Source organism: Pseudomonas sp. RGM2987, from assembly GCF_022952855.1.
In the GTDB taxonomy this organism is placed as follows: domain Bacteria; phylum Pseudomonadota; class Gammaproteobacteria; order Pseudomonadales; family Pseudomonadaceae; genus Aquipseudomonas.
On sequence record NZ_JALJDX010000164.1, the window covers coordinates 16,791 to 32,503 of the forward strand.

Below are 15,713 nucleotides of genomic sequence, written 5' to 3' on the forward strand. Positions count from 1 at the left end.
GATTAACGGCCTTCGTGGGGGCTGTGTTTCGTCAATCGGGTTTGCCGGTTGGCGGGATTGATTTTAGAGGGGCAGGGTGGATGCAAACAGACTGGGTTTTGATAAACACTTTTGGTTGATTTGGTAATAATCGCGATGGGCTGGCTGTCGGATTTGTTTTGGATGGACTGGCCTCTTCGCGAGCAAGCCCGCTCCCACAGAGGAGCTGTGTAGGGCGCAGAATATGTGTTCGCCGAAGCTCAAACTGTGGGAGCGGGCTTGCTCGCGAAGACGGTGGGGCGGGCAGTATCGATGTCGCATGATCCGACGCCATCGCGAGCAGGCTCGCTCCCACAGGGGGAAATGGGTGGCAAACGAAGACTTGCACGCTAGTACCGACAATTTGTAGGGACTTGTTACTACCATCGTCGAATGGTTCTATAGGCCCGCCCCGGGCTACAACGGGACCATACAAAAACAACTATGTCACCGAGGTAAGAAACATGAGTGCGGCTTCTCTGTATCCCGTTCGCCCCGAGGTAGCAGCCAGTACGTTGACTGACGAGGCAACCTACAAGGCGATGTATCAGCAGTCAGTCGTCAACCCGGATGGCTTCTGGCGCGAGCAGGCCAAGCGCCTGGACTGGATCAAGCCTTTCACCACGGTGAAGCAGACGTCTTTCGACGATCACCATGTCGATATCAAGTGGTTTGCCGATGGCACCTTGAACGTTTCCTACAACTGTCTCGACCGTCACCTGGCCGAGCGCGGCGATCAGGTGGCGATTATCTGGGAGGGCGATGACCCGTCCGAGAGTCGTAACATCACCTATCGCGAGCTGCACGAACAAGTCTGCAAGTTCGCCAACGCCCTGCGCGGCCAGGACGTGCACCGCGGCGACGTGGTGACGATCTATATGCCGATGATCCCTGAAGCCGTGGTCGCCATGCTGGCCTGCGCGCGGATCGGTGCGATTCATTCGGTGGTGTTCGGCGGCTTCTCGCCTGAAGCCCTGGCCGGGCGGATCATCGACTGCAAATCCAAAGTGGTGATCACGGCCGACGAAGGCATTCGTGCCGGCAAGAAGATCCCGCTCAAGGCCAACGTCGACGACGCGCTGACCAACCCGGAAACCAGCAGCATCCAGAAAGTCATCGTGTGCAAGCGCACCGCGGGCAATATCAAGTGGAACCAGCACCGCGACATCTGGTACGAAGACCTGATGAAGGTCGCCGGCACCGTGTGCGCGCCGAAGGAAATGGGCGCCGAGGAAGCGTTGTTCATCCTCTACACCTCCGGCTCCACCGGCAAGCCCAAGGGTGTGCAGCACACCACGGCCGGCTACCTGCTGTATGCGGCCCTGACCCATGAGCGTGTGTTCGACTACAAGCCGGGCGAAATCTACTGGTGCACCGCCGACGTCGGCTGGGTCACCGGCCACAGCTACATTGTCTACGGCCCGCTGGCCAATGGCGCGACCACGCTGCTGTTCGAAGGGGTGCCGAACTATCCGGACATCACTCGCGTTGCGAAGGTTGTCGACAAGCACAAGGTCAACATCCTGTACACAGCGCCGACCGCGATCCGCGCGATGATGGCCTCGGGCACTGCCGCTGTCGAAGGCGCTGATGGCAGCAGCCTGCGCCTGTTGGGGTCGGTGGGTGAGCCGATCAACCCGGAAGCGTGGGACTGGTACTACAAGAACGTCGGCAAGGAACGTTGCCCGATCGTCGACACCTGGTGGCAGACCGAAACCGGTGGCGTGTTGATCAGCCCGCTGCCCGGCGCCACGGCGCTGAAGCCGGGCTCGGCCACGCGGCCGTTCTTCGGCGTGGTGCCAGCGTTGGTGGATAACCTGGGCAACCTGATCGAAGGCGCATCCGAAGGCAACCTGGTGATCCTCGATTCGTGGCCGGGCCAGGCGCGGACGCTGTATGGCGACCATGACCGCTTCGTCGACACCTACTTCAAGACCTTCAGCGGCATGTACTTCACCGGTGACGGTGCCCGTCGCGACGAGGACGGCTACTACTGGATCACCGGTCGGGTGGATGACGTGCTCAACGTGTCCGGCCACCGCATGGGCACGGCCGAGATCGAAAGCGCCATGGTCGCCCACCCGAAGGTCGCCGAAGCGGCGGTGGTCGGTGTCCCGCACGACATCAAGGGGCAGGGTATTTATGTCTACGTCACCCTCAATGCTGGTGAAGAAACCAGCGAGGCCCTGCGCCTGGAACTGAAGAACTGGGTGCGCAAGGAGATCGGTCCGATTGCTTCGCCGGACGTTATCCAATGGGCACCGGGCCTGCCGAAGACCCGTTCCGGCAAGATCATGCGCCGCATCCTGCGCAAGATCGCCACGGCGGAATACGACGCGCTGGGCGACATCTCCACCCTGGCCGACCCGAGTGTGGTGGCGCACCTGATCGAGACGCACAAGACCATGAACGTCGCCTGACGGGTAGCGTGTAGCACCCAGAGCTCCGCCCGGCATTTGCCGGGCGGAGCTTTTTTCTGTGCCTGGTACTACCTTTGTGGCGAGGGGATTTATCCCCGCTGGGCTGCGCAGCAGCCCCAAGACACTCACTGATTCTTTCTGATAGATGCGAGTTGCCTGGATTTGGGGCCGCTTCGCGGCCCAACGGGGATAAATCCCCTCGCCACAGGTTCGGTGTTCGAATGACTGTGGTGCCTGATTTGGGGCTGCTGCGCAGCCCAGCGGGAGCAAGCTCCCTCGCCACGGGAATGGGTGCTGTAGGCAGGGTGAATAAATATCGGCGTTCCCCGTCAGACCTTTCTGAGCGTTACCGATGTTTCGGAATGTGTAACCAAAGGCACTGTAACGAGGCGATGGGAAACGCCGGCCCCCGTTCCAGGGTGTTTACAGCTCCTCGATAAAATCAGCCGACACGCTGTGCTTGCCGGATTAGAAGGGTTTGCGAATAATAGGCCCGCAATTTGCAGCATAGATCGGTTTCCCTTCTTTTGCTCTTGCATGAAATTGCAGGGCTGTCAATGTGCTCGATCCGCTTTCTCGGTGCTTCTGTAATTTGTTGTCGCATTGAAGAAATATCGGCTTCGGGCCTGTCGTTAGAATGCCGATCACTCGCTCGTCGTGGCGCACGTTGAATAAAACGATCGCTTCCTAGGACGCAGCACCCAGATTCGTTTCACCCATTCGCATATTGGGCTGTTGCTCACTCTGCCGTTTTTTGCCCTTTACCGATGGAGTCCCAAGATGAATAAACTTGTGCTGCTTGGCGCCCTGGCGCTGTCCGTGCTCTCCCTGCCGACATTCGCCGATGAGAAGCCTGTAAAGATCGGTATCGAAGCGGCTTACCCTCCGTTCGCCTCGAAGGCTCCTGATGGCAGCATCGTCGGTTTCGACTACGACATCGGCAACGCGCTGTGCGAAGAAATGAAGGTCAAGTGCGTGTGGGTCGAGCAAGAGTTCGACGGTCTGATCCCGGCGCTCAAGGTGCGCAAGATCGACGCGATCCTGTCGTCCATGTCGATCACTGAAGACCGCAAGAAGTCGGTTGATTTCACCAACAAGTACTACAACACCCCGGCCCGCCTGGTCATGAAGGCCGGCACTCAGGTCAGCGACGGCCTGGCCGAGCTCAAGGGCAAGAACATCGGCGTGCAGCGCGGTTCGATTCACGAGCGCTTCGCTCGTGAAGTCCTGGCCCCGCTGGGTGCCGAGATCAAGCCGTACGGTTCGCAGAACGAAATCTACCTGGATGTATCCGCCGGCCGCCTCGACGGCACCGTGGCAGACGCTACGCTGTTGGATGACGGTTTCCTCAAGACCGACGCCGGCAAGGGCTTCGCGTTCGTCGGCCCGGCCTTCACCGACGTCAACTACTTCGGCGACGGCGTAGGGATCGCGGTGCGCAAGGGCGACGCCCTGAAAGACAAGATCAACAGCGCGATTGCCGCGATTCGCGAGAATGGCAAGTACAAGCAGATCCAGGACAAGTACTTCGCCTTCGACATCTACGGCAAGTAACACCGTCCCGCTACTCGTGCGAAATGGCGCAAGCAACAGGCTCCCTGCGGTTTGCGCCATTTTTACATCCCACTTCCGAGGACCTGAATCATGTTGAAAGGCTACGGGGCTGTCATCCTCGATGGCGCATGGTTGACGCTTCAGCTCGCCTTGTCGTCCATGGCCCTGGCCATTGTCCTGGGGCTGATCGGGGTTGCGCTGCGTCTTTCGCCGGTGCGCTGGCTGGCGTGGCTGGGCGACCTGTATTCCACGGTCATTCGCGGCATTCCCGACCTGGTGCTGATCCTGCTGATCTTCTACGGCGGCCAGGACCTGCTCAATCGCATGGCGCCGATGCTCGGTTATGACGACTACATCGACCTGAACCCGCTGGCGGCCGGCATCGGAACCCTGGGGTTCATCTTCGGTGCGTACCTGTCGGAAACCTTTCGCGGTGCGTTCATGGCAATCCCCAAGGGCCAAGCCGAGGCGGGCATGGCCTACGGCATGAGTGGTGTCCAGGTGTTTTTCCGGGTGATGGTGCCGCAGATGATTCGCCTGGCGATTCCCGGCTTCACCAACAACTGGCTGGTGTTGACCAAGGCCACCGCGCTGATTTCGGTGGTGGGCCTGCAAGACATGATGTTCAAGGCCAAGCAGGCGGCGGATGCCACCCGCGAGCCTTTCACCTTCTTCCTGGCAGTGGCGGCGATGTACCTGGTGATCACCAGTGTCTCGTTGCTGGCATTGCGTCACCTTGAGAAGCGCTACTCGGTAGGCGTAAGGGCGGCTGATCTATGATCTTCGACTACAACGTCATCTATGAAGCCTTGCCGCTGTACTTCGGTGGCTTGCTGACCACCCTGAAGCTGCTGGCGCTGTCGCTGTTCTTTGGCCTGCTGGCGGCGTTGCCCCTGGGGTTGATGCGGGTGTCCAAGCAGCCGGCCGTCAACATGTCGGCCTGGCTCTACACCTACGTGATCCGTGGCACCCCGATGCTGGTGCAGCTGTTCCTGATCTACTACGGCTTGGCGCAGTTCCAGTTCGTGCGCGAGAGTTTCCTCTGGCCGTGGCTGTCCAGCGCGACCTTCTGTGCGTGCCTGGCGTTTGCCATCAACACCAGCGCCTACACCGCCGAGATCATCGCCGGCAGCCTGCGGGCCACGCCCAATGGCGAGATCGAAGCGGCCAGGGCCATGGGCATGTCGCGCGCCAAGCTGTATCGCCGGATCCTGTTGCCGTCGGCCCTGCGCCGGGCACTGCCGCAGTACAGCAACGAAGTGATCATGATGCTGCAGACCACCAGCCTGGCCTCCATCGTGACCCTGATCGACATCACCGGTGCCGCGCGTACGGTGAATGCGCAGTATTACCTGCCGTTCGAGGCCTACATCACGGCCGGCGTTTTCTACCTGTGCCTGACGTTCATCCTGGTGCGCCTGTTCAAGCTGGCCGAGCGCCGCTGGCTGGGTTACCTGGCCCCGCGCAAGCACTGATAACGCGTCGACCTGATCGACTGCCCAACGACTGACGTTTTGTGAGAACCGACCGCATGTACAAGCTCGAAGTCCAAGACCTGCATAAACGCTATGGCAGTCACGAAGTGCTCAAGGGCGTGTCCCTGAAAGCCGCCGCCGGCGATGTGATCAGCATCATCGGCTCCAGTGGCTCCGGCAAAAGTACCTTCCTGCGATGCATCAACCTGCTTGAGCAACCTCACGCCGGCAAGATTCTGCTCAATAACGAAGAGCTTAAGCTGGTGGCGGGCAAGGACGGTGCGCTGAAGGCCGCCGACCCCAAGCAGCTGCAACGCATGCGTTCGCGCCTGTCGATGGTGTTCCAGCATTTCAACCTGTGGTCGCACATGACTGCGCTGGAAAACATCATCGAAGCGCCGGTTCACGTACTCGGCGTGTCGAAAGTTGAAGCGCGGGAGAAAGCCGAGCATTACCTGAACAAGGTCGGCGTGGCCCATCGCAAGGACGCCTACCCGGGCCACATGTCCGGCGGCGAGCAGCAACGCGTGGCAATTGCCCGTGCGCTGGCGATGGAGCCTGAGGTGATGCTGTTCGACGAACCGACCTCGGCGCTGGACCCGGAGCTGGTGGGCGATGTGCTCAAGGTGATGCAGGCCCTGGCGCTGGAAGGCCGGACCATGGTGGTGGTGACTCACGAAATGGGTTTTGCCCGCGAGGTGTCGAACCAACTGGTGTTCCTGCACAAAGGCATCGTCGAAGAAAGCGGCAACCCGCGCGAAGTGCTGGTCAATCCGCAATCGGAGCGGCTGCAACAATTTCTTTCGGGCAGCCTCAAGTAATCGCTCCCGTTACGTACCTGATTTGGGTCATGCTGCGCACCGCGCGCCAGATGGTCTAATTTGGTTGCAGCCGCTTTTGGCTTTAACACTGTTTTTGTTTTGGATTGCCCGCCATGACCGCCCATCGAATTGGTTTCCTGATTTGGCCCAGCACGAAAGCCTTGACGCTGGCGCTGGCCGAGGAGGCCTTGCGTGTTGCCCAGCGGGTGCATCCGGACGTGGTCTACGAGCTGTCGTTCTTGCAGGCCGAAGCGCCGGCCGACGGCGCCTGGCAACTGCCGGGCGAACCCTGGGCCGGCAAGCTCGAAGGTTTCCAGAAGCTGTTCCTGCTGGCCGATGAGCCGCCTACCGCATTGGCCTCGCCCCTGGGCAGCGCCCTCAAGCAGCTGGTGCGGGCCGGGTGTGTGATTGGTGGCTTGTCCGCCGGTGTCTACCCCTTGGCCCAACTGGGTTTGCTCGACGGTTACCGGGCCGCCGTGCACTGGCGCTGGCAGGACGATTTCGCCGAGCGCTTTCCCAAGGTCATCGCGACCAGCCATCTGTTCGATTGGGATCGCGACCGCCTGACCGCGTGCGGCGGTATGTCGGTGCTCGACCTATTGCTGGCGGTGCTGGCCCGGGATCATGGCGCGGAATTGGCCGGTGCGGTGTCGGAGGAGTTGGTGGTCGAGCGCATCCGTGAAGGTGGCGAGCGCCAGCGCATCCCGTTGCAGAACCGCCTCGGCTCCAGCCATCCGAAGCTCACCCAGGCGGTGTTGCTGATGGAGGCCAACATCGAGGAACCGTTGACCACCGACGAAATCGCCCAGCATGTGTGCGTGTCCCGTCGGCAGCTGGAGCGGATCTTCAAGCAATACCTCAATCGCGTGCCGAGCCAGTACTACCTGGAACTGCGCCTGAACAAGGCCCGGCAGATGTTGATGCAGACCAGCAAATCGATCATTCAGATCGGCCTGTCCTGCGGGTTCTCCTCGGGCCCGCACTTCTCCAGCGCCTACCGCAACTTCTTCGGCGCCACGCCGCGCGAAGACCGCAACCAGCGCCGCAGCAGCAGCCCGTTCGAATTGTCGTCGGTGCCGTCCGAACGCGGTTAGGACAAATGAGGCCCCTGCGGTAAGCAACTTACCTGTGGCGAGGGAGCTTGCTCCCGCTGGGCCGCGAAGCGGACCCAAACGGTAACCTCGGTGCGTCGAATTGATTGGGGGCGCTGCGCGCCCCAGCGGGAGCAAGCTCCCTCGCCACAGATGGCTCTTCCAAAACTACAGCGGTGGCTCGCCGAGGGAAATGTAGAGGCGGGCGCCTCAAACCCTGCGCCAACGTTTAAACTGCGCCTTTGCGACGCTATTTGTCGCATTGCCGTAAACCCGCGCAAAACGTGGGTTGGCGCTATAAGAAGTTGTCGCTTGGCGGCAAGGCCGGGCTGAAAACTGTCCTTACAATCCCTACCAAGCTCGCCAGTTCCAGGCGAGTGTTCCTCTTCAGGAGACTCCGATGTCCGTTGAGCAAGCCGCGGTACAACGCGCCGATTTCGACCAGGTGATGGTGCCCAACTATGCGCCTGCTGCCTTCATTCCGGTGCGTGGCGCCGGTTCCCGCGTGTGGGACCAGTCCGGTCGCGAGTTGATCGACTTCGCCGGCGGTATTGCAGTCAACGTACTGGGCCATGCCCACCCGGCGCTGGTCGGTGCACTGACCGAACAGGCCAATAAGCTGTGGCACGTGTCCAACGTGTTCACCAATGAGCCGGCACTGCGCCTGGCCCATAAGCTGATCGACGCGACCTTCGCCGAACGAGCGTTCTTCTGCAACTCTGGCGCTGAAGCCAACGAGGCCGCCTTCAAGCTGGCCCGTCGCGTCGCGTTCGACCGTTTCGGCAGCGAAAAATACGAAATCATCGCCGCGCTCAATAGCTTCCACGGCCGCACTTTGTTCACCGTCAACGTCGGCGGGCAGTCGAAGTACTCTGACGGTTTCGGGCCTAAAATTACCGGCATCACCCACGTTCCTTATAACGACCTGGCCGCTTTGAAAGCGGCCGTTTCGGACAAGACCTGCGCCGTGGTGCTGGAGCCGATCCAGGGCGAGGGCGGCGTGCTGCCGGCCGAGCTGGCCTACCTGCAAGGCGCCCGTGACCTGTGCGACGCGCACAACGCGCTGCTGGTGTTCGACGAAGTGCAGACCGGCATGGGCCGCAGTGGCGAGTTGTTTGCCTACATGCATTACGGCGTGACTCCGGACATCCTCACCAGCGCCAAGAGCCTGGGCGGTGGTTTCCCGATAGCGGCGATGCTCACCACCGAAGCGCTGGCCAAGCATCTGGTGGTCGGCACCCACGGCACCACCTATGGCGGCAACCCGCTGGCGTGCGCAGTGGCCGAGGCGGTGATTGATGTGGTCAATACCCCTGAAGTGCTCAGCGGCGTCAAAGCCAAGCATGACAAGTTCAAAGCTCGCCTGGAGCAGATCGGCGCCAAGTACGGCCTGTTCACCCAGGTGCGTGGCCTGGGCCTGCTGATCGGCTGCGTGCTGAACGACGCCTGGAAAGGCAAGGCCAAGGACATCTTCAACGCCGCCGAACAGGAAGGCCTGATGATTCTGCAAGCCGGTCCGGACGTGATCCGCTTCGCCCCGAGCCTGGTGGTGGAAGACGCCGACATCGACGCCGGCCTGGACCGCTTCGAGAAGGCTGCGGTGAAGCTGACGCAAGCCTGATTTCTACAGGCTGAATTGGACCCCTGTGGGAGCGGGCTTGCTCGCGAAGGCTGTTTGTCAGTCAACATCTGTGTTGAAAGTGATCGCCCCTTCGCGAGCAAGCCCGCTCCCACACTGGGTCGGATGCGGTAGCCGGTCCGGTATTTTTTCTCTGTGTATCGACCTTTCAGGTCGAACCCTTTATTTCAAGTTAAGGAGTGACACCATGCTGGTGATGCGCCCCGCGCAAATGGCGGATCTGGGCGAGGTACAGCGTCTGGCTGCGGACAGTCCGATCGGTGTCACTTCCTTGCCGGATGACGTGGAACGCCTGAGCGACAAGATCGCCGCGAGCGAAGCCTCGTTCGCTGCCGAAGTCAGTTTCAACGGTGAAGAAAGCTATTTCTTCGTCCTTGAAGACACCGCCACCGGCAAGCTCGCCGGTTGCTCGGCGATTGTCGCGTCGGCCGGTTACTCCGAGCCGTTCTACAGCTTTCGCAACGAGACCTTCGTCCACGCTTCTCGTGAACTGAAGATCCACAACAAGATCCACGTGCTCTCCCAGTGCCACGACCTGACCGGCAACAGCCTGCTGACCAGTTTCTACGTGGTGCCGGAGCTGGTGGGCTCGCCCTGGTCGGAACTCAACTCCCGAGGGCGCCTGCTGTTCGTCGCCAGCCATCCGGAGCGGTTTGCCGACTCGGTGGTGACCGAGATCGTCGGCTACAGCGACGAGAACGGTGACTCGCCGTTCTGGGATGCGATCGGGCGCAACTTCTTCGACCTCAACTACGCCGCCGCCGAGCGCCTGTGCGGGCTGAAAAGCCGTACCTTCCTCGCCGAGTTGATGCCTCATTACCCGATCTACGTGCCGCTGCTGCCGGACGCTGCCCAGGAAGCCATGGGCCAGGTCCATCCGCGTGCGCAGATCACCTTCGACATCCTGATGCGCGAGGGTTTCGAGACCGATCACTACATCGACATCTTCGACGGTGGCCCGACCTTGCATGCCCGCGTCTCCGGCATCCGTTCGATTGCCCAGAGCCGCGTGGTGCCGGTCAAGATCGGCGAGCCGGTCAAGGGCGCCGGTCGCCAATACCTGGTGGCCAACGCCCAGTTGCAGGATTACCGCGCGGTGCTGCTGGAGCTGGATTACGCGCCAGGCAAGCCGGTGACGCTGGACATGGAAGCGGCCGAAGCCCTAGGCGTTGGCGAAGGTGCCAGCGTGCGCCTGGTGGCGGTTTAATGAGTTTCGCGGGTGGCGCAAGCGGCCCGTTTGAGGAGATAGCATGATCGTTCGTCCCGTACGCAGCAGCGATTTACCCGCGCTGATCGCCCTGGCGCGCAGCACCGGCACCGGCCTGACCACCTTGCCGGCCAACGAAGAGCGCCTGGCCCATCGGGTCGGCTGGGCCGAGAAGACCTTTCGCGGCGAAGCCGGGCGCGGTGATGCGGACTACCTGTTCGTGCTCGAAGACGACGACGGCAAAGTGGTGGGGATTAGCGCCATAGCCGGTGCCGTGGGCCTGCGCGAGCCCTGGTACAACTTCCGGGTCGGCCTGACGGTCAGCGCCTCCCAGGAGCTGAACATCTACCGGGAAATTCCGACGCTGTTCCTGGCGAACGACCTGACCGGCAATTCCGAGCTGTGCTCGCTGTTCCTGCACGCCGACTACCGCAACGGCCTCAACGGCCGCATGCTCGCCAAGGCGCGGTTGCTGTTCATCGCCGAATTCCCGCAGTTGTTCGGCAACAAGATCATCGCCGAGATGCGCGGCATGTCCGACGACAGTGGTCGCTCGCCGTTCTGGGAAAGCCTGGGCCGGCATTTCTTCAAGATGGAATTCAGCCAGGCCGATTACCTGACCGGCGTGGGCAACAAGGCGTTCATCGCCGAACTGATGCCGAAATTCCCGCTATACACCTGCTTTTTGTCCGAAGACGCCCGTGCCGTGATCGGCCAGGTGCATCCGGACACGGAGCCGGCGCTGTCGATGCTCAAGAGCGAAGGCTTCAGTTACCAGGGCTACGTCGACATCTTCGACGCCGGCCCGGCGGTGGAATGCGAAACCGGCAAGATCCGCGCAATTCGCGACAGCCAGCCCCTGGTGCTGGCCATCGGCACACCGGGCGACGACGCCACGCCGTTCATCATGCACAACCGCAAGCGCGAGGATTGCCGCATCACGGCGGCACCGGCGCGCTTGGCCGCTGGCACCCTGGTGGTCGATCCGCTGACCGCCAAACGTCTTCAACTCAACGCCGGCGACCAGGTGCGCGCCGTCGCGTTGTCCGCCGCTCGGGAGTCGAAATAATGAATTCGCTGTACATCGCAGGCAGCTGGCTGGAAGGTCAGGGCGACGTCTTTGAGTCCTTGAACCCGGTGACCCAGCAAGTGCTGTGGTCGGGCAAGGGCGCCACGGCCGCTCAGGTCGAGTCGGCCGTGCAGGCGGCGCGCCAGGCGTTTCCCGAGTGGGCCCAGCGTTCGCTGGAGGAGCGCATCCAGGTGCTGGAAGCCTTTGCCGCCGCCCTGAAAAGCCGGGCAGACGAACTGGCCCACTGCATCGGTGAGGAAACCGGTAAGCCGTTGTGGGAAGCGGCCACCGAAGTCACCAGCATGGTCAACAAAGTGGCGATCTCGGTGCAGAGCTACCGTGAACGCACCGGCGAAAAAAGCGGCCCACTGGGCGACGCCACGGCCGTGCTGCGGCACAAGCCCCACGGTGTGGTGGCGGTGTTCGGACCCTACAACTTCCCCGGTCACTTGCCCAACGGTCACATCGTGCCGGCGCTGCTGGCGGGCAACAGCGTGTTGTTCAAGCCGAGCGAGCTGACGCCGAAAGTCGCCGAGCTGACGGTGCAGTGCTGGGTCGAGGCCGGTCTGCCGGCGGGCGTGCTGAATCTGCTGCAAGGCGCGCGGGAAACCGGTATTGCCCTGGCGGCGAACCCGGGCATCGACGGGCTGTTTTTCACCGGTTCCAGCCGCACCGGTAATCTGTTGCATCAACAATTTTCTGGCCGTCCGGACAAGATCCTGGCGCTGGAAATGGGTGGCAACAATCCACTGGTGGTGGATGAGGTGGCAGACGTCGATGCGGCGGTCTACACCATCATCCAGTCCGCGTTCATTTCTGCCGGGCAGCGCTGCACCTGCGCACGCCGACTGCTGGTGCCGCAAGGCGCCTGGGGCGATGCCTTGCTGGCGCGCCTGGTGGCGGTCAGTTCGACTCTTGAAGTCGGTGCCTTCGACCAGCAACCGGCGCCGTTCATGGGCTCGGTGATTTCCCTGGCGGCGGCGAAAGCGTTGATGGATGCGCAGAACCATTTGCTGGGACTGGGGGCGGTGGCACTGCTGGAGATGACCCAGCCCCAGTCACAAGCTGCGTTGCTGACGCCCGGTATCCTTGACGTCACCGCAGTGGCGGAGCGCCCGGACGAAGAGCTGTTTGGACCGCTGCTGCAAGTGATTCGCTACGCGGATTTCCCTGGGGCAATCGCCGAGGCCAACAACACTCAATATGGCCTGGCCGCTGGCTTGCTGTCGGATTCCCATGAGCGTTACCAGCAGTTCTGGCTGCAAAGCCGGGCCGGCATCGTCAACTGGAACAAGCAGTTGACCGGTGCTGCCAGCAGCGCGCCGTTCGGCGGTGTTGGTGCCTCGGGCAACCATCGCGCCAGCGCTTACTACGCGGCCGATTATTGCGCGTACCCGGTGGCGTCGCTGGAAACGCCGAGCCTGGTGATGCCAACTGCCCTGACGCCTGGCGTGAGAATGGCGTAGCCCTCTTCGCGAGCAAGCCCGCTCCCACAGGGATCGCGTAAACCTTGTGGGAGCGGGCTTGCTCGCGAAGGCCGCGCCGCGGTGTTTTATCAAACGCGTTACTTGATGCCTATAAAAACCAGATTCTCGTGGAGCCTCGCTGATGAAATCCTATGAAGTCAACTTTGACGGTCTAGTGGGGCCGACCCATAACTACGGCGGGCTCTCGTACGGCAACGTCGCGTCCCAAAGCAACAGCCAGCAGTCCTCCAACCCCAAGGAAGCGGCGTTGCAGGGCTTGGCGAAGATGAAAGCGCTGATGGACATGGGTTTCCAACAAGGCGTGCTCGCGCCGCAAGAGCGCCCCGACGTCGCGGCCTTGCGCCGCTTGGGCTTTGCCGGCAGCGATGCCCAGGTCATTCAGCAGGCCGCGAAAGAAGCGATGCCGCTGTTGGTCGCCAGTTGCTCGGCCTCGAGCATGTGGGTAGCCAACGCCGCCACCGTCAGCCCGAGTGCCGACACCGCTGACGGTCGCGTGCATTTCACCGCCGCCAACCTGAACTGCAAATACCACCGCAGCATCGAGCACCCGACCACCAGTCGCGTGCTGGGGGCGATGTTTGCCGATCAAAAGCACTTCGCCCATCACGCCGCATTGCCGGCGGTGGCGCAGTTCGGCGACGAAGGCGCGGCCAACCACACCCGTTTCTGCAAGGCCTACGGCGAAGCCGGCGTGGAATTCTTCGTGTTCGGCCGCAGTGCCTTCGACACACGCTATCCGGCGCCACAAAAGTACCCGGCGCGCCAGACCCTCGAAGCCTCTCGCGCCGTTGCCCGCCTGCATGGCCTGAAGGAGGAGGGCGTGGTCTACGCGCAGCAGAACCCGTCGGTGATCGACCAGGGCGTGTTCCACAACGACGTGATCGCGGTCGGCAACGGCGAAGTGTTGTTCTACCACGAGGACGCGTTCCTCGAGACCGACAAGATGCTGGCCGAACTGAGCAGCAAACTCGCCAAAGTCGGTGGGAAATTTCAGTCGGTGTGTGTGCCGCGTTCGGCCGTTACCGTCGATGACGCGGTCCGTTCCTACCTGTTCAATAGTCAACTGCTGTCGCGTGCCGATGGCTCGATGCTGTTGATCGTGCCGGAGGAATGCCGCAGCAACGAGCGTGTCTGGCAGTACCTGCAAGGCCTGGCGGGCTCCGGTGGAGTGATTCGCGAAGTAAAGGTCTTCGACCTCAAGCAAAGCATGCAGAACGGCGGTGGCCCCGCTTGCCTGAGGTTGCGCGTGGCACTCAACGAAACCGAACTGGCGGCGGTCAACCCAGGGGTTATCATGACCGCGCCGCTGTACGAGTCGCTGACCCAATGGGTCGAGCGCCACTACCGCGACCGCATGACCGAAAACGACCTGGCGGACCCGCAATTGCTGCTCGAATGCCGCGCGGCACTGGATGAACTGACACAAATCCTTAAACTTGGTGCGGTCTATCCTTTCCAGATCAATTGAAAGCACGCGCGACCTGACTACAGTCAAAGCAGGGCGCGTTGCCTTATCTTCCGACGAGAACGTAAAAACATGAGCGATTCCCTGCAACTTATCCTTGAAGACACCGATGGCACCCAACTGGAAACCTCCTGCACCCGCGTCGCGGTGATGTGGCAGGGCAAGGAGTTGTGGATCCAACAGGATGGCCGCGGCCAGCTGCTGATCGGCGTGGATGTCGAGGAGGGCGACGAGGAATACGCCAACCTGTTGTTGCGTCCATTGGCGACCAACCTGGTCAGCCTGCAACTGGAAATGGAACCGGCGGACCTCGGCGACGACGATCACGTCCATGGCCCGGACTGCGGCCACGACCATTAAGGAACCGCGCTATGCTCGCCCTCGGCAAACTGCTTGAACTGACCCTCGCCGGCCGTGAACCGGCGGAGAAGACTCAACTGACTGTCGAAGGCGTACGGATGCGCTGGTTGAGCGAGGGCGCGCTGGAGGTCAAGCCGCCCGAAGCCCGCGACAATGGCCTGGACCTGCTGCTGTCGGCCGGGATCCATGGCAACGAAACCGCGCCGATCGAGTTGCTCGACCGCCTGCTGCATGACATCGCCCGTGGCGATCTGAAGCCGCGGGCACGCATTCTGTTCCTGTTCGGCAACCCTGAGGCCATCCGGCGTGGCGAGCGGTTTGTCGAGCAAGACGTGAACCGGCTGTTCAACGGTCGCCACGAACTGAGCGGCGGTGCTGAGGCGCTACGCGCTTGCGAACTGGAGCGGCTGGCGGCCAGCTTCTTCAACAAGCCGGAGCGCAGTCGCCTGCACTACGACCTGCACACCGCCATCCGCGGTTCGAAGATCGAGCAGTTCGCCCTGTATCCGTGGAAAGAGGGTCGCCAGCACTCACGCCGCGAGCTGGCGCGCCTGCGTGCGGCGGGCATGGAGGCGGTGCTGTTGCAGAACAAACCGTCCATCGTATTCAGCGCCTACACCTACGACCAGCTCGGTGCGGAGTCCTTCACCCTGGAACTGGGCAAGGCCCGGCCGTTCGGGCAGAACGACGGCGTCAACGTCAGCCTGCTGGAAACCCGCCTGCAACAGATCATCGAAGGCAACGAGCCTGAGTCGGACGAGGGCTTGGACGGCCTGCAACTGTTCAGCGTGGCGCGGGAAATCATCAAGCACAGCGACAGTTTCCGCCTGAACCTGCCGGCGGACATCGAGAACTTCTCGGAGCTGGAAAAAGGCTACGTGCTGGCCGAAGACATCGCCCAGACCCGCTGGGTGATCGAAGAAGAGGGCGCGCGGATCATCTTCCCGAACCCCAAGGTGAAGAATGGGTTGCGGGCGGGGATATTGATCGTGCCGGCCACTGACGAAAACCTGGCCTGAAACCAACAGCGATCCATTGTGGGAGCGGGCTTGCTCGCGAAGGCGGCGTGTCAGTTAACGAAAGTGTTGCTGACAATCCGCCTTCGCG

The 15,713-nt window shown here is 61.8% G+C and carries 13 protein-coding genes; all 13 read left to right on the top strand.

From position 1 onward, the window contains the following. Nucleotides 1–482: 482 nt before the first annotated feature. The 13 genes from acs to astE all read left to right on the top strand — a co-directional run bounded on the left by acs (nucleotide 483) and on the right by astE (nucleotide 15,625). The gene (gene acs / locus RGM2987_RS07995) at nucleotides 483–2,438 is read left to right on the top strand and encodes an acetate--CoA ligase (protein ID WP_245139555.1); all 1,956 of its coding nucleotides are present in this window, start codon (nucleotides 483–485) and stop codon (nucleotides 2,436–2,438) included. A gap of 780 nt (nucleotides 2,439–3,218) precedes the next feature. Beyond that, nucleotides 3,219–3,992, top strand: coding sequence for an ABC transporter substrate-binding protein (locus RGM2987_RS08000; RefSeq protein WP_245139556.1), 774 nt, complete (start codon nucleotides 3,219–3,221; stop codon nucleotides 3,990–3,992). 90 nt (nucleotides 3,993–4,082) lie between these two features. After that, the gene (locus tag RGM2987_RS08005) at nucleotides 4,083–4,772 is read left to right on the top strand and encodes an ABC transporter permease (protein WP_245139557.1); all 690 of its coding nucleotides are present in this window, start codon (nucleotides 4,083–4,085) and stop codon (nucleotides 4,770–4,772) included. Then, nucleotides 4,769–5,467 carry an ABC transporter permease gene (locus tag RGM2987_RS08010; RefSeq protein ID WP_245139558.1) on the top strand — a complete coding sequence of 233 codons (699 nt, stop codon included), beginning with the start codon at nucleotides 4,769–4,771 and terminating at the stop codon, nucleotides 5,465–5,467. Before RGM2987_RS08005 ends, RGM2987_RS08010 begins: the two co-directional genes overlap by 4 nt. A gap of 56 nt (nucleotides 5,468–5,523) precedes the next feature. Then, nucleotides 5,524–6,288, top strand: a complete 765-nt coding sequence (locus RGM2987_RS08015; RefSeq protein ID WP_245139559.1) for an ATP-binding cassette domain-containing protein — start codon at nucleotides 5,524–5,526, stop codon at nucleotides 6,286–6,288. A gap of 113 nt (nucleotides 6,289–6,401) precedes the next feature. After that, entirely contained in the window at nucleotides 6,402–7,382 is a 981-nt protein-coding gene (gene argR, locus RGM2987_RS08020) for a transcriptional regulator ArgR (protein ID WP_245139560.1), read from the top strand. A gap of 397 nt (nucleotides 7,383–7,779) precedes the next feature. After that, nucleotides 7,780–9,000 (top strand): aspartate aminotransferase family protein, encoded by a 1,221-nt coding sequence (locus RGM2987_RS08025; protein ID WP_245139561.1) that lies wholly within the window; start codon nucleotides 7,780–7,782, stop codon nucleotides 8,998–9,000. Nucleotides 9,001–9,205: 205 nt separating this feature from the next. Then, nucleotides 9,206–10,225, top strand: coding sequence for an arginine/ornithine succinyltransferase subunit alpha (gene aruF / locus RGM2987_RS08030; RefSeq protein ID WP_003178851.1), 1,020 nt, complete (start codon nucleotides 9,206–9,208; stop codon nucleotides 10,223–10,225). 43 nt (nucleotides 10,226–10,268) lie between these two features. Continuing rightward, the gene (astA, locus tag RGM2987_RS08035) at nucleotides 10,269–11,294 is read left to right on the top strand and encodes an arginine N-succinyltransferase (RefSeq protein ID WP_245139562.1); all 1,026 of its coding nucleotides are present in this window, start codon (nucleotides 10,269–10,271) and stop codon (nucleotides 11,292–11,294) included. Further along, the gene (gene astD / locus RGM2987_RS08040; protein ID WP_245139567.1) at nucleotides 11,291–12,760 is read left to right on the top strand and encodes a succinylglutamate-semialdehyde dehydrogenase; all 1,470 of its coding nucleotides are present in this window, start codon (nucleotides 11,291–11,293) and stop codon (nucleotides 12,758–12,760) included. The genes astA and astD overlap by 4 nt, the downstream gene beginning before the upstream one ends. A gap of 142 nt (nucleotides 12,761–12,902) precedes the next feature. Next, a complete protein-coding gene (gene astB / locus RGM2987_RS08045; RefSeq protein WP_245139563.1) occupies nucleotides 12,903–14,249 on the top strand; it encodes an N-succinylarginine dihydrolase in 1,347 nt (448 codons plus the stop codon). Nucleotides 14,250–14,318: 69 nt separating this feature from the next. Beyond that, nucleotides 14,319–14,606, top strand: a complete 288-nt coding sequence (locus RGM2987_RS08050) for a topoisomerase II (protein ID WP_245139564.1) — start codon at nucleotides 14,319–14,321, stop codon at nucleotides 14,604–14,606. A gap of 11 nt (nucleotides 14,607–14,617) precedes the next feature. Next, nucleotides 14,618–15,625 (top strand): succinylglutamate desuccinylase, encoded by a 1,008-nt coding sequence (astE, locus tag RGM2987_RS08055; protein WP_245139565.1) that lies wholly within the window; start codon nucleotides 14,618–14,620, stop codon nucleotides 15,623–15,625. Nucleotides 15,626–15,713 lie beyond the last annotated feature (88 nt).